General features: G+C 70.8%; 15 protein-coding genes. 10 read left to right on the top strand and 5 right to left on the bottom strand.

Annotated elements, in window-relative coordinates; genetic code table 11:
• Nucleotides 1-43 precede the first annotated feature (43 nt).
• The 8 genes from ACNPQM_RS13515 to ACNPQM_RS13550 all read left to right on the top strand — a co-directional run bounded on the left by ACNPQM_RS13515 (nucleotide 44) and on the right by ACNPQM_RS13550 (nucleotide 9488).
• Nucleotides 44-2446 (top strand): endonuclease/exonuclease/phosphatase family protein, encoded by a 2403-nt coding sequence (locus tag ACNPQM_RS13515; protein ID WP_418084171.1) that lies wholly within the window; start codon nucleotides 44-46, stop codon nucleotides 2444-2446.
• A 252-nt stretch (nucleotides 2447-2698) separates the two neighbouring features.
• Complete coding sequence (locus ACNPQM_RS13520) at nucleotides 2699-3220, top strand: hypothetical protein (protein ID WP_358857184.1); 522 nt, start codon at nucleotides 2699-2701, stop codon at nucleotides 3218-3220.
• A 105-nt stretch (nucleotides 3221-3325) separates the two neighbouring features.
• Entirely contained in the window at nucleotides 3326-3997 is a 672-nt protein-coding gene (locus ACNPQM_RS13525; RefSeq protein ID WP_358857183.1) for a TetR/AcrR family transcriptional regulator, read from the top strand.
• Nucleotides 3998-4382: 385 nt separating this feature from the next.
• Entirely contained in the window at nucleotides 4383-5084 is a 702-nt protein-coding gene (locus ACNPQM_RS13530; RefSeq protein WP_418084172.1) for an IclR family transcriptional regulator, read from the top strand.
• Nucleotides 5085-5116: 32 nt separating this feature from the next.
• A complete protein-coding gene (locus ACNPQM_RS13535; protein ID WP_418084173.1) occupies nucleotides 5117-5290 on the top strand; it encodes a hypothetical protein in 174 nt (57 codons plus the stop codon).
• A 211-nt stretch (nucleotides 5291-5501) separates the two neighbouring features.
• Nucleotides 5502-7061: a peptidoglycan-binding protein gene (locus ACNPQM_RS13540; protein ID WP_418084174.1), complete on the top strand. Its 1560-nt coding sequence runs from the start codon at nucleotides 5502-5504 to the stop codon at nucleotides 7059-7061.
• A 209-nt stretch (nucleotides 7062-7270) separates the two neighbouring features.
• Complete coding sequence (locus ACNPQM_RS13545; RefSeq protein WP_418084175.1) at nucleotides 7271-7786, top strand: hypothetical protein; 516 nt, start codon at nucleotides 7271-7273, stop codon at nucleotides 7784-7786.
• Nucleotides 7787-8267: 481 nt separating this feature from the next.
• A complete protein-coding gene (locus ACNPQM_RS13550) occupies nucleotides 8268-9488 on the top strand; it encodes an MFS transporter (RefSeq protein ID WP_418084176.1) in 1221 nt (406 codons plus the stop codon).
• Nucleotides 9489-9683: 195 nt separating this feature from the next.
• Here the strand turns inward: ACNPQM_RS13550 and ACNPQM_RS13555 are convergent, their stop codons facing one another.
• The 5 genes from ACNPQM_RS13555 to ACNPQM_RS13575 all read right to left on the bottom strand — a co-directional run bounded on the left by ACNPQM_RS13555 (nucleotide 9684) and on the right by ACNPQM_RS13575 (nucleotide 16516).
• Entirely contained in the window at nucleotides 9684-10835 is a 1152-nt protein-coding gene (locus ACNPQM_RS13555) for an XdhC family protein (RefSeq protein WP_418084177.1), read from the bottom strand.
• 42 nt (nucleotides 10836-10877) lie between these two features.
• Nucleotides 10878-12344: an NCS2 family permease gene (locus ACNPQM_RS13560; protein ID WP_418084178.1), complete on the bottom strand. Its 1467-nt coding sequence runs from the start codon at nucleotides 12342-12344 to the stop codon at nucleotides 10878-10880.
• A 298-nt stretch (nucleotides 12345-12642) separates the two neighbouring features.
• Nucleotides 12643-15027, bottom strand: a complete 2385-nt coding sequence (gene pucD / locus ACNPQM_RS13565; RefSeq protein WP_418084179.1) for a xanthine dehydrogenase subunit D — start codon at nucleotides 15025-15027, stop codon at nucleotides 12643-12645.
• Between the two features lie 2 nt (nucleotides 15028-15029).
• The gene (locus ACNPQM_RS13570; protein ID WP_418084180.1) at nucleotides 15030-15623 is read right to left on the bottom strand and encodes a (2Fe-2S)-binding protein; all 594 of its coding nucleotides are present in this window, start codon (nucleotides 15621-15623) and stop codon (nucleotides 15030-15032) included.
• A gap of 2 nt (nucleotides 15624-15625) precedes the next feature.
• Nucleotides 15626-16516, bottom strand: a complete 891-nt coding sequence (locus ACNPQM_RS13575) for an FAD binding domain-containing protein (protein WP_418084181.1) — start codon at nucleotides 16514-16516, stop codon at nucleotides 15626-15628.
• Nucleotides 16517-16776: 260 nt separating this feature from the next.
• Between ACNPQM_RS13575 and ACNPQM_RS13580 the strand changes: the two genes are divergently transcribed.
• Both ACNPQM_RS13580 and ACNPQM_RS13585 read left to right on the top strand, forming a co-directional pair.
• Nucleotides 16777-18516, top strand: coding sequence for a PucR family transcriptional regulator (locus ACNPQM_RS13580; RefSeq protein WP_418084182.1), 1740 nt, complete (start codon nucleotides 16777-16779; stop codon nucleotides 18514-18516).
• Between the two features lie 202 nt (nucleotides 18517-18718).
• A complete protein-coding gene (locus ACNPQM_RS13585; protein WP_418084183.1) occupies nucleotides 18719-19504 on the top strand; it encodes a hypothetical protein in 786 nt (261 codons plus the stop codon).
• Nucleotides 19505-19660 lie beyond the last annotated feature (156 nt).

Consider the following 19660-nt stretch of genomic DNA (forward strand, 5'->3'; position numbering starts at 1 on the left):
CATAGCTTGTGGCCTCTCATCACACTTCTAGGGGCAGCTCACCGTGCACATATCCAGACCTCGTTCCATCCTGCTGGCCGGCGCGGTCGCCGTGACCCTCTCCGCGACCGCGCTGCCTGCCGCCTTCGCGGCCCCGTCCTCGACCGCCGTGATCTCCGAGGTGTACGGGGGCGGGGGCAACTCGGGTGCGACGCTCACCCACGACTTCATCGAACTGGCCAACGCAGGCTCGTCCGCGTACGGCCTCTCGGGCTTCAGCGTCCAGTACCTGCCCGGCACACCGTCCGCAGGTTCGCTCTGGCAGGTCTCCGCGCTGACCGGGTCCATCGCGCCCGGCGGCCGCTACCTGATCGCCCAGGCCGCGGGCACCGGCGGCACCGTCGCCCTGCCCACCCCTGACGCGACCGGCACCGTGGCGATGTCCGCGACCAGCGGAACCGTCGCCCTTGTCTCCGGAACCACCCCGCTGACCTGCAAGACCGCGGCCGACTGCGCCGCCGACACCCGCATCGTGGACCTCGTCGGCTACGGCTCCGCGGTCGTACGGGAGGGCAGCGGCCCGGCTGCGGGCGCCTCCGCCACCGCCTCCGTGGCGCGCGGCGCGTCGCTTGCCGACACCGACAACAACGCCGCCGACCTGGCCGCGGGCGCCCCGACACCGGTCAACGCGGCCGGTCAGACGTCCGGCGGAACGGAACCCGGCGACGGGAACCCGACCGAGCCCGGCACCGTGCGGGTGCACGACATCCAGGGCACCACCCGCGTCTCGCCGCTGAACGGCCAGTCGGTGACCGGGGTCCCCGGCGTCGTCACCGGCGTGCGGACCACCGGCTCACGCGGCTTCTGGATCCAGGACACCACGCCGGACGGGGACGCCCGTACCAGCGAGGGTGTCTTCGTCTACACCGGCTCCACCGCACCCACCGTCGCGGTCGGCGACTCCGTGCTGGTCAGCGGCAAGGTGGACGAGTACTACCCGTCGACGACCACCCAGTCGATCACCGAGATCACCGCCCCCAAAGTCACGGTCCTGTCGTCGGGCAACGCACTGCCCGCGCCGGTCGTGCTCGACGCGGCGTCCGTGCCCGACGCATACGCCCCCTCGGCAGGCGGCGGTTCGGTCGACAGGCTGACCCTCGACCCGACGGCGTACGCCCTCGACCTGTACGAGTCGCTCGAAGGCGCCCGTGTACAGATCGCCGACACCCGGGTCACGGGTGCGACGACCGCGTACAACGAGGTCTGGGTGACGGTCAAGCCGAACGAGAACCCGACGGGGCGCGGCGGCACGCTCTACTCCTCGTACACCGACCAGAACACCGGTCGCATCAAGGTGATGTCGCTGGACACCACCCGCCCCTTCCCCGTCGCGAACGTGGGCGATGAGCTGTCCGGCACCACCACCGGTGTCATGGACTACGCCTCCTTCGGCGGCTACAACCTCCAGGCGACCGAACTGGGCACGCTCACCGACCACCACCTGCAGCGCGAGGTCACCCGGAAGCAGCGGGACAAGGAGCTCGCGGTCGCCACGTACAACGTGGAGAACCTGGACGCGCTCGACGAGCAGGCCAAGTTCGACACGCTCGCCGCAGGCGTCGCAGTCAACCTCTCCTCCCCCGACATCGTGTCGCTGGAGGAGATCCAGGACGACAACGGTGCGGTGAACGACGGCACGGTCGGCTCCGAGGCGACGCTCAAGCGGTTCACCGACGCGATCGTCGCGGCGGGCGGTCCGCAGTACGCGTGGCGCTACATCGCCCCCGTGGACGGCAAGGACGGCGGCGAGCCCGGCGGCAACATCCGTAACGTCTTCCTCTTCAACCCCGAGCGCGTCGAGTTCGTGGACCGCGCGGGCGGCGATGCGACCACCGCCGTGACCGCCGTCAAGACGAAGAAGGGCGTCGCTCTCTCGGCGTCGCCCGGCCGCATCACCCCCACCAACGACGCATGGGCGGACAGTCGCAAGCCCCTGGTCGGCGAGTTCCGCTTCCACGGGAAGCCGGTGTTCGTCATCGGCAACCACTTCACGTCCAAGGGCGGTGACCAGCCCCTGCACGGCCGCTACCAGGAGCCGAAGCGCAGCTCGGAGACGAAGCGCGTCAAGCAGGCGACGGAGGTCAACACCTTCGTCAAGTCGCTGCTGGCGGCCGACAAGTCGGCGCAGGTCATCACCCTCGGGGACCTCAACGACTTCGCGTTCTCGCCGACGATGGACGCGCTGACAGACGGCCAGGTGCTCAAGCCGCTGATCACCACGCTGCCGGCGGGCGAGCAGTACAGCTATGTGTACGAGGGCAACTCGCAGACGCTGGACCACATCCTGACCAGCCCCGGCGTGCTCCGCTTCGACTACGACGTGGTGCACATCAACGCGGAGTTCGCCGACCAGGCGAGCGACCACGACCCGCAGGTCGTGCGTGTGGACGTGAACGCACCGAAGTGATCGCGTAAAGCCGGAGGGGGCCGCCCGGCCGACGGGCGGCCCCCTCTGTTCGACCGGTCGTATCGCTGAGGACGAGTGCGGCGTTGTGGCCGCCGAAGCCGAGCGAGGTCTTGACGGCGGCCTCGAGAGCGCCGTTGCCGAACGCCTCCGCTCCAGCGCGTCCGGATGCCCGAGCAGCTCGGGCACCCGGTGCGGCACTCACAAACTGCCGCGTGTTGATCGCGAACTCACTACGCTGGAGCCTCAGCGACCATGGCCACCGCCGCCGTGGTCACCACCCATGCCGCCGTGGTCACCGCCGAAGCCGTGGTCACCGCCGAAACCATGATCGAAACCGAAGCCATGGTCACCGCCGAAACCATGGTCGAAACCGAAGCCATGGTCGAAACGGAAGCCATGGTCGAAACCGAAGCCATGGTCGAAGTCGTGACAGCTGAATCCCCAATCCCAGCCGTCACAACCCCAGCCGCCGCCGTGAGACGGTACAGAGGCAACGGCGGACGACGGGGGAGAAGCGGCCGCGCTGACAGCGCCGGCTCCGGCCGCGATAGCGAGGAGGGGCGCCGCGCATACTGCGGCGGCTATTCGCCGCATCCTGGTCGTATTCGCGCGCATGATATGTCCCCCCTTCTGGGGGGTCGAGAAAGAGATCTCGGGCGTTCGCTGGGGACGCCCATCCGCACCAGATCCTGCGCGCGGGTCTGGTGCGCGGTGATCCACCCACCGGAATTGCCGGCAGCGATTCTCCGGCGAGCCTCAGGATCTTACTATTGAGTACAAGAGGGATCGTACGATACGAAACGCCTCGTATCGCCAAGATAGGGTCATACATAGGGCAAAGTCAAAGGGCGCACCAGTGGCTCACAAAGGAGGCACACGGTGGTTACTCCCAGGCAGCAGAACGGCCGTCAGGACCCCTTGGCTCCTGAGTACGCCGCCCAGCGGGACCGCATCGTGCCTCGCTACGGGCGGAGGCGCCGGGAGTCTCACGAAGCCGTGCTCCGAGCCACGAAAGCCTTGCTCGGCGAGGTCGGATATCAGCGACTTTCCTTCGAAGGCGTCGCACGGCGAGCCGGCGTCAGCAAGGCGACGATCTATCGGTGGTGGCCGAACAAGGCCGCGCTGGTGATCGAGGCCCTCAGCGGAGACGTCCCCCTTCCTCCCATCCATGAGACCGGCAACCTGGAAGCCGACCTGCGAACCGCCGTCCGGCTGACCATCGAGCTCGTCTCCGCCATGCCCACATGCCTGATCCTCCCGGCACTGCTCGCCGATGTGATCGAGGATCCCACCGGTACCGGAGCCTTCGCCGAGCTCATCGAACCCCGCCGCGCGTCGGTCGTGGAAATGCTGGAGCGAGCCCGGCTCGAAGGCCGGTTGCAGCCCGACACCGATACCTCACTGATGGTCGACATCTACTCCGGAACCGTGGTCTACCTGGCCGCGGTAAGCCGTGAACCGCCGGGCGAGGCGGTGGTGGACCAGATCGTCAGCCTCCTCCTGCACGGCCACCTCCCAGTCCAGAACCCTCCGACGACAACGACGGGCTGAACACGCGGGTGCGACGGCGAATCGCCCGCGCCCCCCAGGCGCCGACCTCGGAGGCAGAATCTGACCGAGGAACGGCGCGCTCGCTCATGCCCCGAGGAATCGGCAGGTATCAGGTGCGCCTCCTGACAGCCCGCCGCCCCGGAGGATGTGCGTGCCGGCCCCCGCCACCCGCCCTTCCGGGGGACGACGCTCCTTTCGAAACACGCCCCAAGGGCTGCCCCGTAATCCCTGGTGGATCAGCGCGCGGCGTCAGATGCGGTGCATCGCAAGGCGGAGGGGCGTCCTCATACTGGGCGTATGCGGGCGTTCCGACAACGCAGCGAGGTGCCGCAGCTGTCGTCGTGCGCCCGCCAGGGATTACGGGACAGCCCTTAGGATTGCCCTGGTGAGCGACAAGCCGGTCCCTGACAAGACCTCCTCCCACACCACCGGGTCCCAGACCCTGGCCCGCGGCCTGACCGCGCTCGGGGTGGTCGCCGGGACGCCGCACGGGCTCGCGGTGCAGGACGTGGCTGACCGCTTGGGCGTCCATCGCACCATCGCGTACCGCATCCTGACCACCCTGGCGGAGTTCCGGCTGGTGTTCCGGGGCGCGGACGGCCGCTACCGGGCGGGGTCCGGCACGGCCGCGCTGGCGCGTGGCTATGCGGCCGGGATCCGGGAGGCGTCGTTGCCGGTACTGCGACGGACCGCAGACGAACTGAGGGCCACGGTCGCGCTGATCGCCGCGGAGGGCGACGACGCGGTGGCGGTGGCGGTGGCGGAGCCGCAGTCGGTGGACTACCGCCTCTCCTACCGGGTCGGCAGCCGCAACCCGATCGGGGTCGGCGCGGCCGGTCTGGCGCTGGCCTCGTTCCGGCCGCCGTCGCCGGACGATTCGGCCGAACTCGCCGAGGTGCGCGAGCGCGGTTACGCCATGACGTTCGGCCGGGTGGAGCCGGGCGCCTTCGGGGTGGCCGTGCCGCTGCGTTCGGCCGATCCGGCGATGCAGCTGTGCGTCAACCTGATCACCACCCGGGAAGAGGTGGCGCGCGCCTCGGTCACCGGCATGCTGGCCGCCGCCGAGGAACTCTCCCGTAGCGTCTGACCTGCCGCAGTGGGAGCGGGCCGCCGTCTTCCATGAGCTTGCGCCCGGCCTCCTCGCGGAGCACAAGTGACCAGCGCCGCGGCACCACACGGCTCGCGGCGCACGGAGGCCGCCCGGCCGGCGTCGACGAGCTCGACCATGACGTGGTCATCGACGTCGCGCTGCAGCTCCTCGTGGAGCGGGAGCGCGGTACGGTACTTATCTGACACCCAGTCACGCCGTCCTGCGACCGGTCGCGTCACCGGGCTGCTTGCTGTCTCGCTGGTCAACTCTGCTGGAGTGAAGGGGAGTTCGACACGCAGGCAAATGCCTTTCATGCTCTGGACGCATGGATAACCTGAGCCCGCTTCGCGGCCCTCGACCCACCCCACTCGGGTCCGGGGGCCGTTCTTTCTCCCCCACACAGCAGGAGCAGGTATGCCCAGACGCGCCGCAGCCCACACGAGGGGCCGTGCATCCGTGCTGGTGGCTCTCACCGCCACCGCGCTCGCCGCGACCGGCACGCCGGTCCTCGCCGCACCCTCTCCCGTCGCCGCCGGCTCCTCCATGAACCAGGCGTTCGCGCAGGCGGCACGGAAGTTCGACGTACCGCGCGATCTGCTCGCCGCCGTCGGCTACAGCGAGACGCACCTCGACGGCCACGCCGGGCGCCCCAGTCAGGCGAACGGGTACGGCGTGATGCACCTGGTCAGCAACCCCGGGAACCACACGCTGGAGAAGGCGGCCGCACTCACCGGCACGCCGCTGTCGAAGCTCCGTCGGGACACCGCGGCCAACATCCTCGGCGGCGCGGCCGTGCTGCGCGCGTACGCGGACCGCATCGGCCTCGACGGCAACAAGCGCGAGGACATCGACGCCTGGTACCCGGCCGTGGCGCGGTACAGCGGCACGACGGGCCGCGCCGCCGCCCTCTATGCCGACGCCGTCTACACCTTCCTCAAGAACGGAATCGTCACCACCGTCCGCGGCGGCGAGCGGGTCTCGGTGACCGCCCGCCCGGTCGCCCCGGAGAAGGGAGCTCTCTCCGACAGCGAGGTACGCACCCATAGCCCCGACTATCCCTCGGCGCTGTGGGTCCCGGCCGACCCGAACAACTTCGCCAAGGGCCGGTCGGCGCCGATCAGCAAGGTGATCATCCATGTCACTCAGGGCTCGTACTCGGGCTCGATCAACTGGTTCCAGGACCCCACGGCCGAGGTGAGCGCCCATTACGTGATCCGATCCTCCGACGGGCAGATCACCCAGATGGTCCGTAACAGCGACACCGCGTACCACGTCAAGGGTGAGAACGCCTCGGCGCTCGGCATCGAGCACGAGGGGTTCATCGACGACCCGTCCTGGTTCACGGACACGATGTACCGCTCCTCGGCCGCCCTGACCAGCGCCCTGTGCGACAGGTACGGCATCCCGAAGGACCGGGCGCACATCATCGGCCACAGCGAGGCAGCGGGCAACGACCACACCGACCCGGGCCCGTACTGGGACTGGGCCCGCTACATGCGCTACGTCGGGGGCGCCGACAGCGGCGGCAGCAGTGACAGGCTGAGCTTCGCCTCGTACGCCACCCAGCAGAGCGGATCGACGGGCGCCCAGGTCACGGCGGTGCAGCAGCTGCTGACCGCGCAGGGCTTCGACGCGGACGCAGTGGACGGAAAGTTCGGCCCGGCCACCCTGGCCGCGGTCAAGAAGTTCCAGACGGCCCGCGGACTGCACGCCGCCGGCATCGTCGGCGCGAGAACCTGGACGGCGCTGCTGTCGGCCGGGACCGTGCCGACGCTGCAGCAGGGCGGCTCGGGTGCGGACGTGAAGCGGCTCCAGCGCTCGCTGACCGCGGCGCTCGGCACGACCGTGCACGCCGACGGGACCTTCGGCCCGGACACGGTGACGGCGGTGCGCACCTATCAGAGCGACCGCGGGCTGCCGCCGGACGGGATCGTCGGCAGCGGCACCTGGACGGCGCTGCAGGCAGGACGCTGACCCGGCAGAACGGCAGCAGACGCCGGTACGGGCGGTGCGGCGCGGATGTCGCCCCGCACCGCCCGTCCGGTCGGGCAGCCGCCGGCCACCTGGGCCGAGGCCAAGCGGCGCATCGCGGAACAGGTACAGCCCGACGCCGTCCGACACCTGCGCTACGCAGCGCCGGACTCGGCCTCCGGGGCATCGAACCACGGCTTGTTCGCGGCCCAGTGCGCAATCCCACCGTCCGGCTGCGCTACCTCGCCGCCCGCGAGGTGCTGACCGAGTACGGGCACCCGTCCCTCTACCCGGAACTCCTGGAACTCCTGGGCTGCGCCCAGCTCTCCGCCCCCACTGTCCGGCAGCACCTGTCCGAGCTGACCCGCACCTTCGATGCCACGGCCGCGGTCGCGAGGACGCCGTTCTTCTTCAGCAACGACCTCACCGCGCAGGCGCGGCCGATCGCCGTCGACGGAAGCCGGCTGCTCGTCGACCGGGGCGACCACCGTGAAGCGGTCTTCTGGATCATCGCTACCTTCGCCCGCTGCCACACGGTCCTGGCCGCGGACGCGCCCGGGCTGCACACCGCGCGCATGCCGGCCTTCCGCGCCGCCGTCGCCGATCTCGGCATCACGTCCACCGGCGATCTCCTGCGTCGCGGCGCGGAGGTCGGCCGATTCCTGCCCCGGCTGCGACGGACCGCCGAGGAGATCCTGGAGAGTGCCTCAGGCGGACGGTGCGCCTGACGCCCGCCGCGCCGCCTGAGCATGGTGGTCCAGGTTCAGGGAGGAGACGGCGACGCGGTGCGCGGCGAACATCGCGAGCCTGGAGACCGTGCACTGCGGTCCGGCCGGTCACCTGGCGCCGGAGGACCAGCCGGAGGCGATCGCCATGGCACTCACCTCGTGGGCGGAGCGGCACGGGTTCGGTTCGAGCGCCGGGTGAGCCGGTACAGCAGCCGCACGGCGGACGTCGGCCGAGCCATGTGCCGCTAGCCGTCCTCCTGTTGGCGCCGTGACCGGCAATGTTTGCCCGGAAGGAGCGTGCGTGCTGGGCGGCGCGACGGGGCGAAGCCTGCCATGAGGGGCACTAGGATTGCTCGTATGTTCCTCCTCTGTGCGTAGGACCCCGTACTGACCGCGCCCGTCACGCCGGGTGCGGCACTCCGGTGTCCCCTGACGCACACAGCGCGACAGGTCCGCGCTGCCTTTCCGAGGAACGGTCCTCATGCTTTCGCCTTCGCCCACGCCCTCTCGCGCTCCCTCGTACGCAACGGTCCTGCGCACCCGTCATGCCTCCCGCACCTTCGGTGCCGCGCTGCTGGGGCGGCTGTCGTACGGGATGATCTCCCTCTCCCTGACGCTGGCGGTCAAGGACGCCACCGGTTCGTACTCCGTGGCGGGCGCCGTCATGGCCCTGTTCGGAGCGACCAGCGTCTTCCTCTCCCCCGCCCGTGCCGCGCTGGTCGACCGGTACGGGCCACGACGCGCACTGCCGCCAATGGCCATGGCGTATGCGCTGCTCCTCTCGGTCCTGGCCCACGTCACCTGGCAGCCCGGTGCGTCGGGTTTCCGGCTGGGCGTCTGGGCCGTGCTCGCCGGTGCCTGCACACCACCACTGGGGCCCGTGATGCGAACCCTGTGGAGCAGCCTCATGCCCGACCGGGAACTGCTCCAGCGCGCCTACAGCCTGGACGGCGTGGCCGAGGAACTCCTCTTCGTCACCGGGCCGTTGCTGGTGGGTCTGCTGGTGAAGTTCGCCGAACCCGCGGCCGGGGTGGCGGTGAGTGCCGCGCTGGTACTGGTCGGGGCGTTGGCCCTGGTGACCTCTCCGGCAGTACGCGGTACGGGCATCCGCCCACCGAGGACGAAGCCACTTTCTGCGGCACCGGCCAGGAAACGACTGTTCGGCGTGGCCGGGTTGCGGGACGCGGCGGCAGTCGCGGCCGGCGTCGGGCTGTGCCTGGGGGCGCTGGATCTGCTGGTGGTGGCCTTCACCGACCGGCATGACCAGGATGCGGCCGTCGCATGGGTGCTGGCGGCGCTCTCCGCGGGGAGCGCGGTCGGTGGCCTGGCCTATGGCGCCGTCGCCTGGCGCGCGTCGACTCGGCTGCGACTGACGGCACTTGCCGCCGCCCTGGGGCTGTGCCTGCTCACGGCCGGGCTGTCACCGAACGTGTACGTGCTGGTCGGCACGGTCGCCGTCGCTGGACTCTTCGTCGCCCCGGCCCTGACCACGGCGTATCTGATCGCGGACGAGTCCGTCGGCGCGGGCAGCCGTACGCAGGCCGGCGCGTGGGTCAACACCGCGGTCAATGCCGGGTCCTCGGGCGGAACAGCCGTGGTCGGTCCGATGCTGGGGCACCTGCCGCTCGCGGCATGCTTCGCCCTCGCCGCGGCACCGGTGCTGCTCTGCGCGGCGTTCACGGCCGGCAGGGCCCGCCGGTGAGGTCCCCCGCCCGCGGGCACGCTTCGAGCTCGTCCGCCCGCTGGGGCACAGCCTTGCTCCCGTCCATCATGCGCTGACGGAACCCGCGCAGCGGGGGGCGGCGTCCGCCAGTACGACGGGCGCACCGGCCCCCTGCCGGTGAGGTGACCGGAGGCATGGGAGGGGAGCGGGGGCCGGAAACGTTCGGGCGGCCGGTCAGGCCCCCGAGGAGATGCGGCCCGTCACCGGTCGGCCGGCCTCGTGGTGGATCGGGGTGTGTGCGCCGGTGAGCGGGACGCCGCTGCCGCCGCGGCGGTCGGCGACGATCTCGGCGGCGATGGAGAGCGCGGTCTCCTCGGGGGTACGTGCTCCGAGGTCGAGGCCGATCGGCGAGTGCAGCCGAGCCAGTTCGAGTTCGGTGACGCCGACCGCGCGCAGCCGGTCGTTGCGTTCCAGATGGGTGCGGCGCGAGCCCATCGCGCCGACGTACGAGACCGGAAGCCTCAATGCCCTTTCCAGCAGCGGAACATCGAACTTGGCGTCATGGGTGAGCACGCAGAGCACGGTGCGCGCGTCGATGGCGGTCGCCGCAAGGTAGCGGTGCGGCCAGTCGACGACGATCTCGTCGGCGTCGGGAAAGCGGGCCGCCGTGGCGAACACGGGGCGGGCGTCGCACACGGTGACGTGGTACCCGAGGAATTTGCCGGCCTTGACCAGGGCGGCGGCGAAGTCGATGGCCCCGAAGACGATCATCCGGGGCGGCGGGACGCTCGATTCGACGAGCAGGGCGAGGGCGCGGCCGCAGCGTGACCCTTCGGCGCCGATGGTGACGAGGCCGGTGCGGCCCGCGTCCAGCATGGCGCGGGCCTCGGCCGCGGCGGTGCGGTCCAGCTCCGGATGTCCGCCGAGCCCACCCTCGAACGAACCGTCGGGGTGGACGAGTTGGGGGCGACCGAGGAGTTCGGCGGGGCCGTCGGTGATCCGTACCACCGCCGCCGCCTGCCCGGCCGCCGCGGCGGCGAGCGCGGCGGCGAACACCGGGCGTGCGGGGTGGTCCGCGCGGACCGGTGTCACCAGGATGCCGATGATGCCGCCGCAGGTCAGACCGACCGCGAAGGCGTCCTCGTCGCTGTAGCCGAACTCCTCCCGTACGGTGATGCCGTCGTCGAGGGCCCGTTGGCACAGCTCGTACACCGCACCCTCCACACACCCGCCGGAGACCGAACCGATCGCGTTGCCGTCGCGGTCGACGGCGAGGGCGGCCCCTGGCTGCCGGGGCGCGCTCCCGTCGACCGCCACGACCGTGGCGACGGCGAACTCGCGTCCCTGCCCGACCCACCGGTGAAGCTCTTCGGCGATGTCCAGCATGGCGTGTCTCCTTAAGCGAGGTGCGGAGGGTGGAGCGGGTGGTCAGTTGACGCCCAGCCAGCTCTCGATCGGGTGCAGGGCGAAGTAGATGACGAAGATCACCGTGAGCCCCCACATGAAGCCGCCTGTCTCCCGGGCCCTGCCCTGAGCCACCTTGATGGCCACGTAGGAGATGACACCGGCCGCGACTCCGGTGGTGATGGTGTAGGTGAAGGGCATCAGGACCACGGTCAGGAAGACCGGGATCGCAACGGAGCGATCGCTCCAGTCCACATGACGGGCGTTCTGCATCATCATCGCGCCGATGACGACCAGGGCGGCGGACGCCACCTCGGCGGGCACGATCGCGGTGAGCGGCGTGAAGAACAGGCAGGCCGCGAAGAAGAGTCCCGTGACGACGGAGGCGAGGCCGGTGCGGGCACCTTCGCCGACGCCGGTCGCCGACTCGACGAACACGGTCTGACCGGAGCCTCCGGCCACGCCGCCGATCGCGCCGCCTGCGCCGTCGATGAACAGCGCCTTGGACAGGCCGGGCATCCGGCCCTTGTCGTCGGCGAGCCCGGCCTCCGTGCCGACGCCGATGATGGTGGCCATCGCGTCGAAGAAGCCGGCCAGCACGAGCGTGAAGACGATGAAGCCGACCGTCATGGCCCCGACGTCGCCCCAGCCGCCGAAATCGACGTTTCCGAAGAGCGAGAAGTCCGGCGAGGAGACTGCGCTGCCCTTGAGCTCTGGTGCACCGCTGTACCAGGCCTTGGGATCGACGGCACCGACCGCGTTGATGACCATGGCGACCACGGTGCCGACGACGATGCCGATGAGGATCGCACCGGGGATGTTGCGCGCCTGCAGCATGAAGATCAGCAGCAGGGTCACGCAGAAGATCAGCACCGGCCAGCCGGCCAGTTCACCGGTCAGGCCGAGAGAGACGGGACCGCCGCCGGGGGCTGGGTTCTCGTGCACGAATCCGGCCTTGACGAGGCCGATCAGGGCGATGAACAGACCGATGCCCATCGTGATGCCGTGCTTCAGCGCGAGCGGGATCGCGTTCATGATCAGCTCACGCAGACCGGTGACCACCAGGAGGCAGATCACCAGGCCGTACATCACGCACAGGCCCATGGCCTGCGGCCAGGTCATTTCGGGGGCGACCTGCGACGAGAGGACGCCGGAGACACTGAGCCCGGCCGCGAGGGCGAGGGGCACCTTGCCGACGAAGCCCATCAGCAGGGTGGTCGCGGCCGCGGCGAGCGCGGTGGCGGTGATCAGTCCCGGCCGGCTGAGCAGATGTCCTTCGACGTCCTTGCCGCCGAGGATGAGCGGGTTGAGCAGGAGGATGTACGCCATGGCCATGAAGGTCGTGACGCCGCCGCGCACTTCGCGCGCCACGGTGGATCCACGCTCGGAAATGTGAAAGTACCGGTCGAGCCAGGATCTGCCGGCGGGGACGCGCGAGCCGGGGCCCGCCTCCTCCGCGGTGGTCCTGGACTCCACTGACTGCTGGGTCATGATGCCTGACTCCCAAGGTTCACAGGGGCACCCGCGATGGAGACTCGTGCTGCGGGATTTGGGATGACTGCTTGGCTGCACGACCCGGGGGACGGCCCGAGACGAACTGTTCATGCAGAGTGGATGTGCGGGTCTTGCGGGTGATTCCGGCCGAGCGGTACCACGGATGCGGTACCGCTCGGTGGTACCGAGCACCGCGAGCGGTGCGGTGCATGAGCTCTCCGGGCGTTGCGGGCGGCGGACGGGTGTCGTTCCTGGGAGGCACGCACCGCCCGGAGAGTTCGGCGGGAGCCGTCGGTCAGGTGCCGGTGAGGTGCTCGGGGCGCACCGGTGTCCTGTTCAGCTCCAGACCCGTCGCGTTCCGGATCGCCGCGAGAACGGCCGGGGTCGACGACAGGGTCGGGGCCTCGCCGATGCCACGGAGCCCGTACGGGGCGTGGTCGTCGGCGAGTTCGAGCACATCGACGGGGATGGTCGGCGTGTCGAGGATGGTGGGGATCAGGTAGTCCGTGAAGGACGGGTTGCGCACCTTCGCGGTCTTCGGGTCGACGATGATCTCCTCCATGACGGCGACGCCCAGGCCCTGGGTGGTGCCGCCCTGGATCTGTCCTTCGACGGACAGCGGGTTGAGGGCCTTGCCGACGTCCTGGGCGCAGGCCAGTTCGATGACCTTGACCAGGCCGAGTTCGGTGTCGACCTCGACGACCGCGCGGTGCGCGGCGAAGGAGTACTGGACGTGGCCGTTGCCCTGGCCGGTGCGCAGGTCGAACGCCTCGGTGGGCCGGTGGCGCCACTCCAGCTCGATGTCGACCGCCTCGTCCTCCAGTACGTCGACCAGATCAGCCAGCACCTCGCCGCCGTCGGTGACGACCTTGCCGTCCTCGAGGAGCAGCTCGGCGGTGCTCCAGGCGGGGTGGTACGTACCGAACTTGCGGCGGCCGATCTCCAGGACCTTCTCGCGGACGGCCTCGCAGGAGTGCTTCACGGCGCCACCGGTGACGTATGTCTGCCGGGAGGCCGAGGTGGATCCGGCCGAGCCGACCTGAGTGTCGGCCGGGTGGATGGTGACCTGGGAGACGCCGAGCTCGGTGCGGGCGATCTGGGCGTGGACGGTGACGCCGCCCTGTCCGACCTCGGCCATCGCAGTGTGCACGGTGGCGACCGGTTCGCCGCCGACGACCTCCATGCGGACCCGGGCGGTCGAGTAGTCGTCGAAGCCCTCGGAGAAGCCGACGTTCTTGATGCCGACCGCGTAGCCGATGCCGCGTACGACGCCTTCGCCGTGGGTGGTGTTGGACAGGCCGCCGGGCAGCGCCCGCACGTCGGCCTGCTCGCCGGCGACCTCCCACTGGCGCTCGGGCGGCAGCGGCCTGGCTTTGACCCGGCGCAGCAGCTCGGCGACCGGGGCCGGTGAGTCGACGACCTGCCCGGTGGGCAGGAGGGTGCCCTGCTCCATGGCGTTGAGCTGCCTGAACTCGACCGGATCCATGCCCAGTTCGGCCGCGAGCTTGTCCATCTGCGCCTCGTACGCGAAGCACGCCTGGACCGCGCCGAAGCCGCGCATGGCGCCGCACGGTGGGTTGTTGGTGTACAGCGCGATCGCTTCGATGTCGACGTCGTCGATGACGTACGGGCCGACGGAGAGCGAGGAGGCGTTACCGACGACGGCCGGGGAGGCGGAGGCGTAGGCGCCGCCGTCCAGCACGATACGGCACTTCATGTGGGTGAGTTTGCCGTCGCGGGTCGCGCCGTGCTCGTACCAGAGCTTCGCGGGGTGGCGGTGGACGTGTCCGAAGAAGGACTCGAACCGGTTGTAGACGATCTTGACCGGCTTGCCGGTGCGGAGCGCCAGCAGGCAGGCGTGGATCTGCATCGACAGGTCCTCGCGGCCGCCGAAGGCGCCGCCGACTCCGGAGAGCGTCATGCGGACCTTGTCCTCGGGCAGGCCGAGGACGGGGGCGATCTGGCGGAGGTCGGAGTGCAGCCACTGCGTGGCCACGTACAGATCGACGCCGCCGTCCTCGGCGGGGACCGCCAGGCCGGACTCGGGGCCGAGGAAGGCCTGGTCCTGCATGCCGAAGACGTACTCGCCGCTGACGATCACATCGGCGCGGGCCGCTGCCGCGTCCGCGTCGCCGCGGACGATGGGCTGGCGGTGGACGATGTTCGGGTGCGGGACGTGCCCGGCGTGGTGGTCGGTCCGGCCCTCGTGGATGAGGATCGCGTCGGGGGCGGTGGCGGATGCCTCGTCGGTGATGACGGGCAACTCGCGGTAATCGATCCTGATCTTCGCAGCGGCGCGGCGGGCGGTCTCCGGGTGGTCGGCGGCGACGAGCGCCACCGGTTCGCCGTGGTGACGGACCTTGCCGTGGGCGAGAACGGGGGTGTCCTGGATTTCCAGGCCGTAGTTCTTCACCGAGGTCGGCAGGTCGTCATGGGTGAGCACGGCATAGACGCCGGGGGTGGCGAGCGCCTCGGAGGTGTCGATCGAGACGATCTCGGCGTGCGCGACCGTGGAGCGCAGCGTGTGGCCCCAGAGCATGTCCTCGTGCCACATGTCCGAGGAGTAGGCGAACTCGCCGGTGACCTTCAGGATGCCGTCGGGGCGGAGCGTGGATTCGCCGATGCCGCCCTTGGTCCGGGTGCCCTGGTTGATGTTCGTGGGGGAGCCGGTAACGCCCATCGTCAGACCGTTTCTTCCGCGCGGGCGGCCGCGAGGCGGACCGCGTCGAGGATCTTCTCGTAGCCGGTGCAGCGGCAGAGGTTGCCGGAGAGCGCCTCGCGGATATCCGCGTCGGACGGCTCCGGGTTGTGCTCCAGCAATTCATCGGCGGCGACGAGCAGACCGGGGGTGCAGAAGCCGCACTGGACGGCCCCCGCGTCGATGAACGCCTTTTGGATCGGGGAGAGTTCGCCGGTGTCGCGGAGCTGCTCACCGGTCGGCTTGGCCTCCCACCGGCGGGCCTGGTCGAGCGTGGTCCCGCAGGCGCCGGAGGCGCAGCCACTGCCGGGGTGCGCCTCGGAGCGGTGGGCGGCGAAGTCGGCGAGGCCCTCCACGGTGACGACCTCGCGGCCCTCCACCTGACCTGCGGCAACCAGGCAGGAACAGACCGGGACGCCGTCCAGGCGGACCGTGCAGGAGCCGCATTCGCCCTGCTCGCAGGCGTTCTTGGAGCCGGGCAGGCCCATCCGCTCGCGCAGCACGTAGAGGAGGGACTCACCCTCCCAGACGTCGTCGGCCTCCTGCTTACGGCCGTTGACCGTGAAATTGACGCGCATGATCAGGCAGCTCCTTCGGTGCTGCGGCCGTTGCCGCGGTACGACTCCCAGGTCCAGCCGAGGGTGCGGCGGGCCATGATTCCCACCGCGTGCCTGCGGTAGCTGGCGGTGCCGCGCACATCGTCGATCGGGTTGCAGGCGCCGGCGGCGAGCGTGGCGAACTGCGCGGCGATGGACGGTGTGATGATCGTGCGGCTGTCCCAGAACCCGCCCTCTTCGAGCGCGGCGTTCAGAAATTCCTCGGCCTCCTTCGCCCGGATGGGTGTCGGGGCGGCGGAACCGATGCCGGTACGGACCGTGCGGGTCTCCGGGTGCAGGGCCAGGCCGAAGGCACAGACTGCGATGACCATCGCGTTGCGGGTGCCGACCTTGGAGTACTGCTGCGGCCCGTCGGCCTTCTTGATGTGCACGGCCCGGATCAGCTCGTCCGGTTCGAGGGCGTTGCGCTTGACGCCGGTGTAGAAGACGTCGATCGGGATCATCCGGGTTCCGCGTACGGACTCGGCCTCGACCTCTGCGCCGGCGGCGAGCAGGGCCGGGTGGGCGTCACCGGCGGGCGACGCGGTACCCAGGTTGCCGCCGACGCCTCCGCGGTTGCGGATCTGCGGGGATGCGACGGTGTGCGAGGCGAGCGCCAGGCCGGGCAGCTCGGCCCGCAGGTGCTCCATGATGTGGCTGTACGGCACGGAGGCGCCGAGCCGCACGTTCTCCTGGCCCACCTCCCACTCGGTCAGCTCACCGATGCGGTTCAGGTCCAGGAGGTACTCGGGCCGCCGGTGGTCGAAGTTGATCTCGACCATGACATCGGTGCCGCCCGCAATGGGCACAGCCGTCGGGTGCTCGGCCTTGGCGGCGAGCGCCTCCTCCCAGCTGGCGGGGCGAAGGAAGTCCATGAGTGGCTCTCTTCTTCTCATTCGGGTCGTTCGCTGGGGCTGGGGACGGCCGGCCCTCGATCGGCTTGTTCATGTGCTGTTGACGCAATGTGTGACTCAGTACACAGCCGTGACTCCACACGGTGCAGTCACCGAAACCATGAAGGAGTTGGCTGGTCTCCGTCCTCGTCTTGTAGATTCGAACGAATAGCGGGGATCAGTAACCTCACCGCAATACCCAGTTTTCACCCGCACCAACGAAAGAGATCGGCGGCAACGAGATGCGGCTGCGCGCACTGCTGGAAACCGACGCGCTGGGCCTGCGGCTGCTCGGTGGCGAGGACGAGCTCGACCGGTCCGTCCGCGGCGTCATGACCACCGACCTGCGGGACCCAAGCCGCTACCTGGCCGGCGGGGAGCTGGTCCTGACGGGCCTGGCGTGGCGCCGGGACGCGGCGGACTCGGAGCCGTTCGTACGGATCCTGGCGGGCGCCGGGGTCGCCGGACTCGCGGCCGGAGAGGCGGAGCTCGGTGACATCCCCGACGATCTGGTCGAGGCGTGCGCGCGGCACCGACTCCCCCTCTTCGCCGTCCATGAGACCGTCGCGTTCGCAACGATCACCGAGCATGTGGTGCGCCAGGTGTCCGGCGAGCGGGCGGGCGACCTGGCGGCGGTCGTGGACCGGCACCGCAGGCTGATGACCTCGGGTCCGGCCGGCGGCGGCCCGGAGGTGGTCCTCGATCTGCTCGGCTCGGACCTCGATCTGCACGCCTGGGTGCTCTCTCCCACCGGCCGGCAGATCGCCGGCGCCGGTGCGCCGCTGCCCGGCCCGGTCGGCGCGGTACTGGCCGGCCGGCATCTGGCCGCCACCCGCACCGGCCGCCGGGGTCCGCACCGGGCCACCGTCGACGGCACCACGTATTCGCTGTTCCCGATCCGGAACACCGGCAGGGGTGCCGCTCCCGCGTCCCGCGATGTCCGCGAGTCGTTCCTCTCCGACTGGCTGCTCGCAGTGGAGGCCGACGCGAGCGACTGGCCGGCTGCCCGGCTGGATCTGCTCCAGGGCGTCACCCAGCTGATCGCGGTCGAACGGGACCGGCGCGACGCGGCCCGCACGGTACGCCGCAGGCTCGCCCAGGAGGTCCTGGAGCTGGTCCAGACGGGCGCCGCGCCCACCGAGATCGCGGCCAGGCTGCGGGTCGCAGCCCCGGTCCTGCTGCCCGGCCTCGGCACCGCCCCGCACTGGCAGATCGTCGTCGCCCGGGTCGACTGGGACGTCGAGGGCGCACCGGGCTCCACGGGCGGCGCGGGCACATCCGGCATCGCGGGCGGCCCCGTCGCCCAGGCGCTGCTGGAGGAGATCCTGGTCGACCCGGCGGTCACCGGCCCCGACTCCGCCGACCGGATCGCGGTCGCGCACGCGGGCGACGAGGCGGTCGCCCTCGTACCGCTGCCTGCTGCCGCCGCACCGGTGCCGGACCTCACGGACGCCGGGGACGCCGCGGCCGGCGCCGAGGACGATCCGGCGCTGCATGCCGACGCGCTGCTCGCCGCCGTCAGCGAACCGCTGTCCGCAGGCCTCGCCGACGACGGCCGCCTGACACTGGGTGTCAGCGCCGCGGTGCACTCCCCCGAGGGGCTGCGCGGCGCCCTGGAGGAGGCCCGGCACGCCCGCCGGGTGGCGGCGGCCCGTCCGGGCCGGGTCTGCGCGGCCGGCCACCACGAGCTCGCCTCGCACGTCCTGCTGCTGCCGTTCGTCCCGGACGATGTGCGCCGCGCGTTCACCGCACGGCTGCTCGACCCGCTGCGCGACTACGACCGGCGCCACCGGGCCGAACTGATCCCGACCCTGGAAGCGTTCCTGGACTGCGACGGTTCCTGGACCCGCTGCGCGGCCCGACTGCATCTGCACGTCAACACCTTGCGCTACCGGGTCGGGCGAATCGAGCAGTTGACGGGGCGTGACCTTTCGCGCCTCGAGGACAAGCTCGACTTCTTCCTCGCCCTGCGTATGAGCTGACTCCACGCGTCTACCACAGCCCTCCCCGCGACCGGCCGATTGTGAATTCATTCACCTGACCCCTTGGCCCGGCGTGCCATTCCGTGCTGAGATGCCGCCAGACTCAATGCCTGTCGTCGAACCCGGGTCGGGTCCCGGTTCGAGGACGGGTCCTCAACAGCTCAATGGCGTGCTCGGGGAGGGCAATGTGGCGCATACCGCCATGTCTGGTTCCGGAACGACAGCAGATGACGATCCGCCGCTCCAGACAGCGGTATGGCGGCTGCGGTCACGCGCCTGCTGGACGGACGCCGCCGCTCTGCTCGAACGCGACGCCACGACCGATCCGGCCGCGGCACTCCAGCGGACGGCTCTGCTGATCGAACGCTGTCTGTACACCGGCGACGGCTGGACCGACGCCGAGGACGCCCTGCGAGCCGCCGAGGCCCTCGCCCACGACGACGCCGAGCGCGGCGCCGCCGCCTGCGAACGCGGCCATCTGGCGTACGCGTCGACCCTCCTCGGGGTACGGGACCGGGCCGACGAGGCTCGGGTCGCGCTGAGCCGGTCCGCCGCCCTGCTCTCCCCCGCGGCCCCGGGCCGCCCGCTGCTCGACTTCCGCCGCGGCCTGATCGCGCAGAACATCGCCGACTCGCCGCAGGCCGCCCGCGCCGCGTACCGCAGGGCGCACGCCGGCGCCACGGCCCAGGGTGACGAGCTGCTGCTCTCCTCCACCTGGCGTCAGCTGGCGCAGCTGTCGCTGCGCGAGGGCGAACTGGCCGAGGCCCGGCGCGGGTTCGCCGAATCGCTGCGGATAAGGGAGGAGCTGGGCTTTCTGGTCGGCACGGCCCCGGCGCTCATCGCTCTGGCGGACACCGAACCGGAACCGGAGGCGGCGGCGCGCCTGCGTGCCGAGGCGGGGCGCCTCTTCCGCCTGCTGGGCGGCGTACCGACCTGGCTGGCCCCGCACCTGGAGCCGCCGGCCCCAGGAACGGCCGAGGCGAACTGAGCACGGGTCCGCCGCAATGGTCCGTCAGGCACGGTCCTCGACCGGATCGCCGGGCTGCCATCCCGCGTCGCTCCATTCGGGGGTCGGCGTCGGACGCGGCGGTGCGGGCGGTGGGTTCGGGCCACGGTTCGGGTTCTGCGGCGCCGCGGCGGCGGG

Source organism: Streptomyces sp. NPDC056231 (assembly GCF_048270745.1).
Lineage (GTDB): Bacteria > Actinomycetota > Actinomycetes > Streptomycetales > Streptomycetaceae > Streptomyces.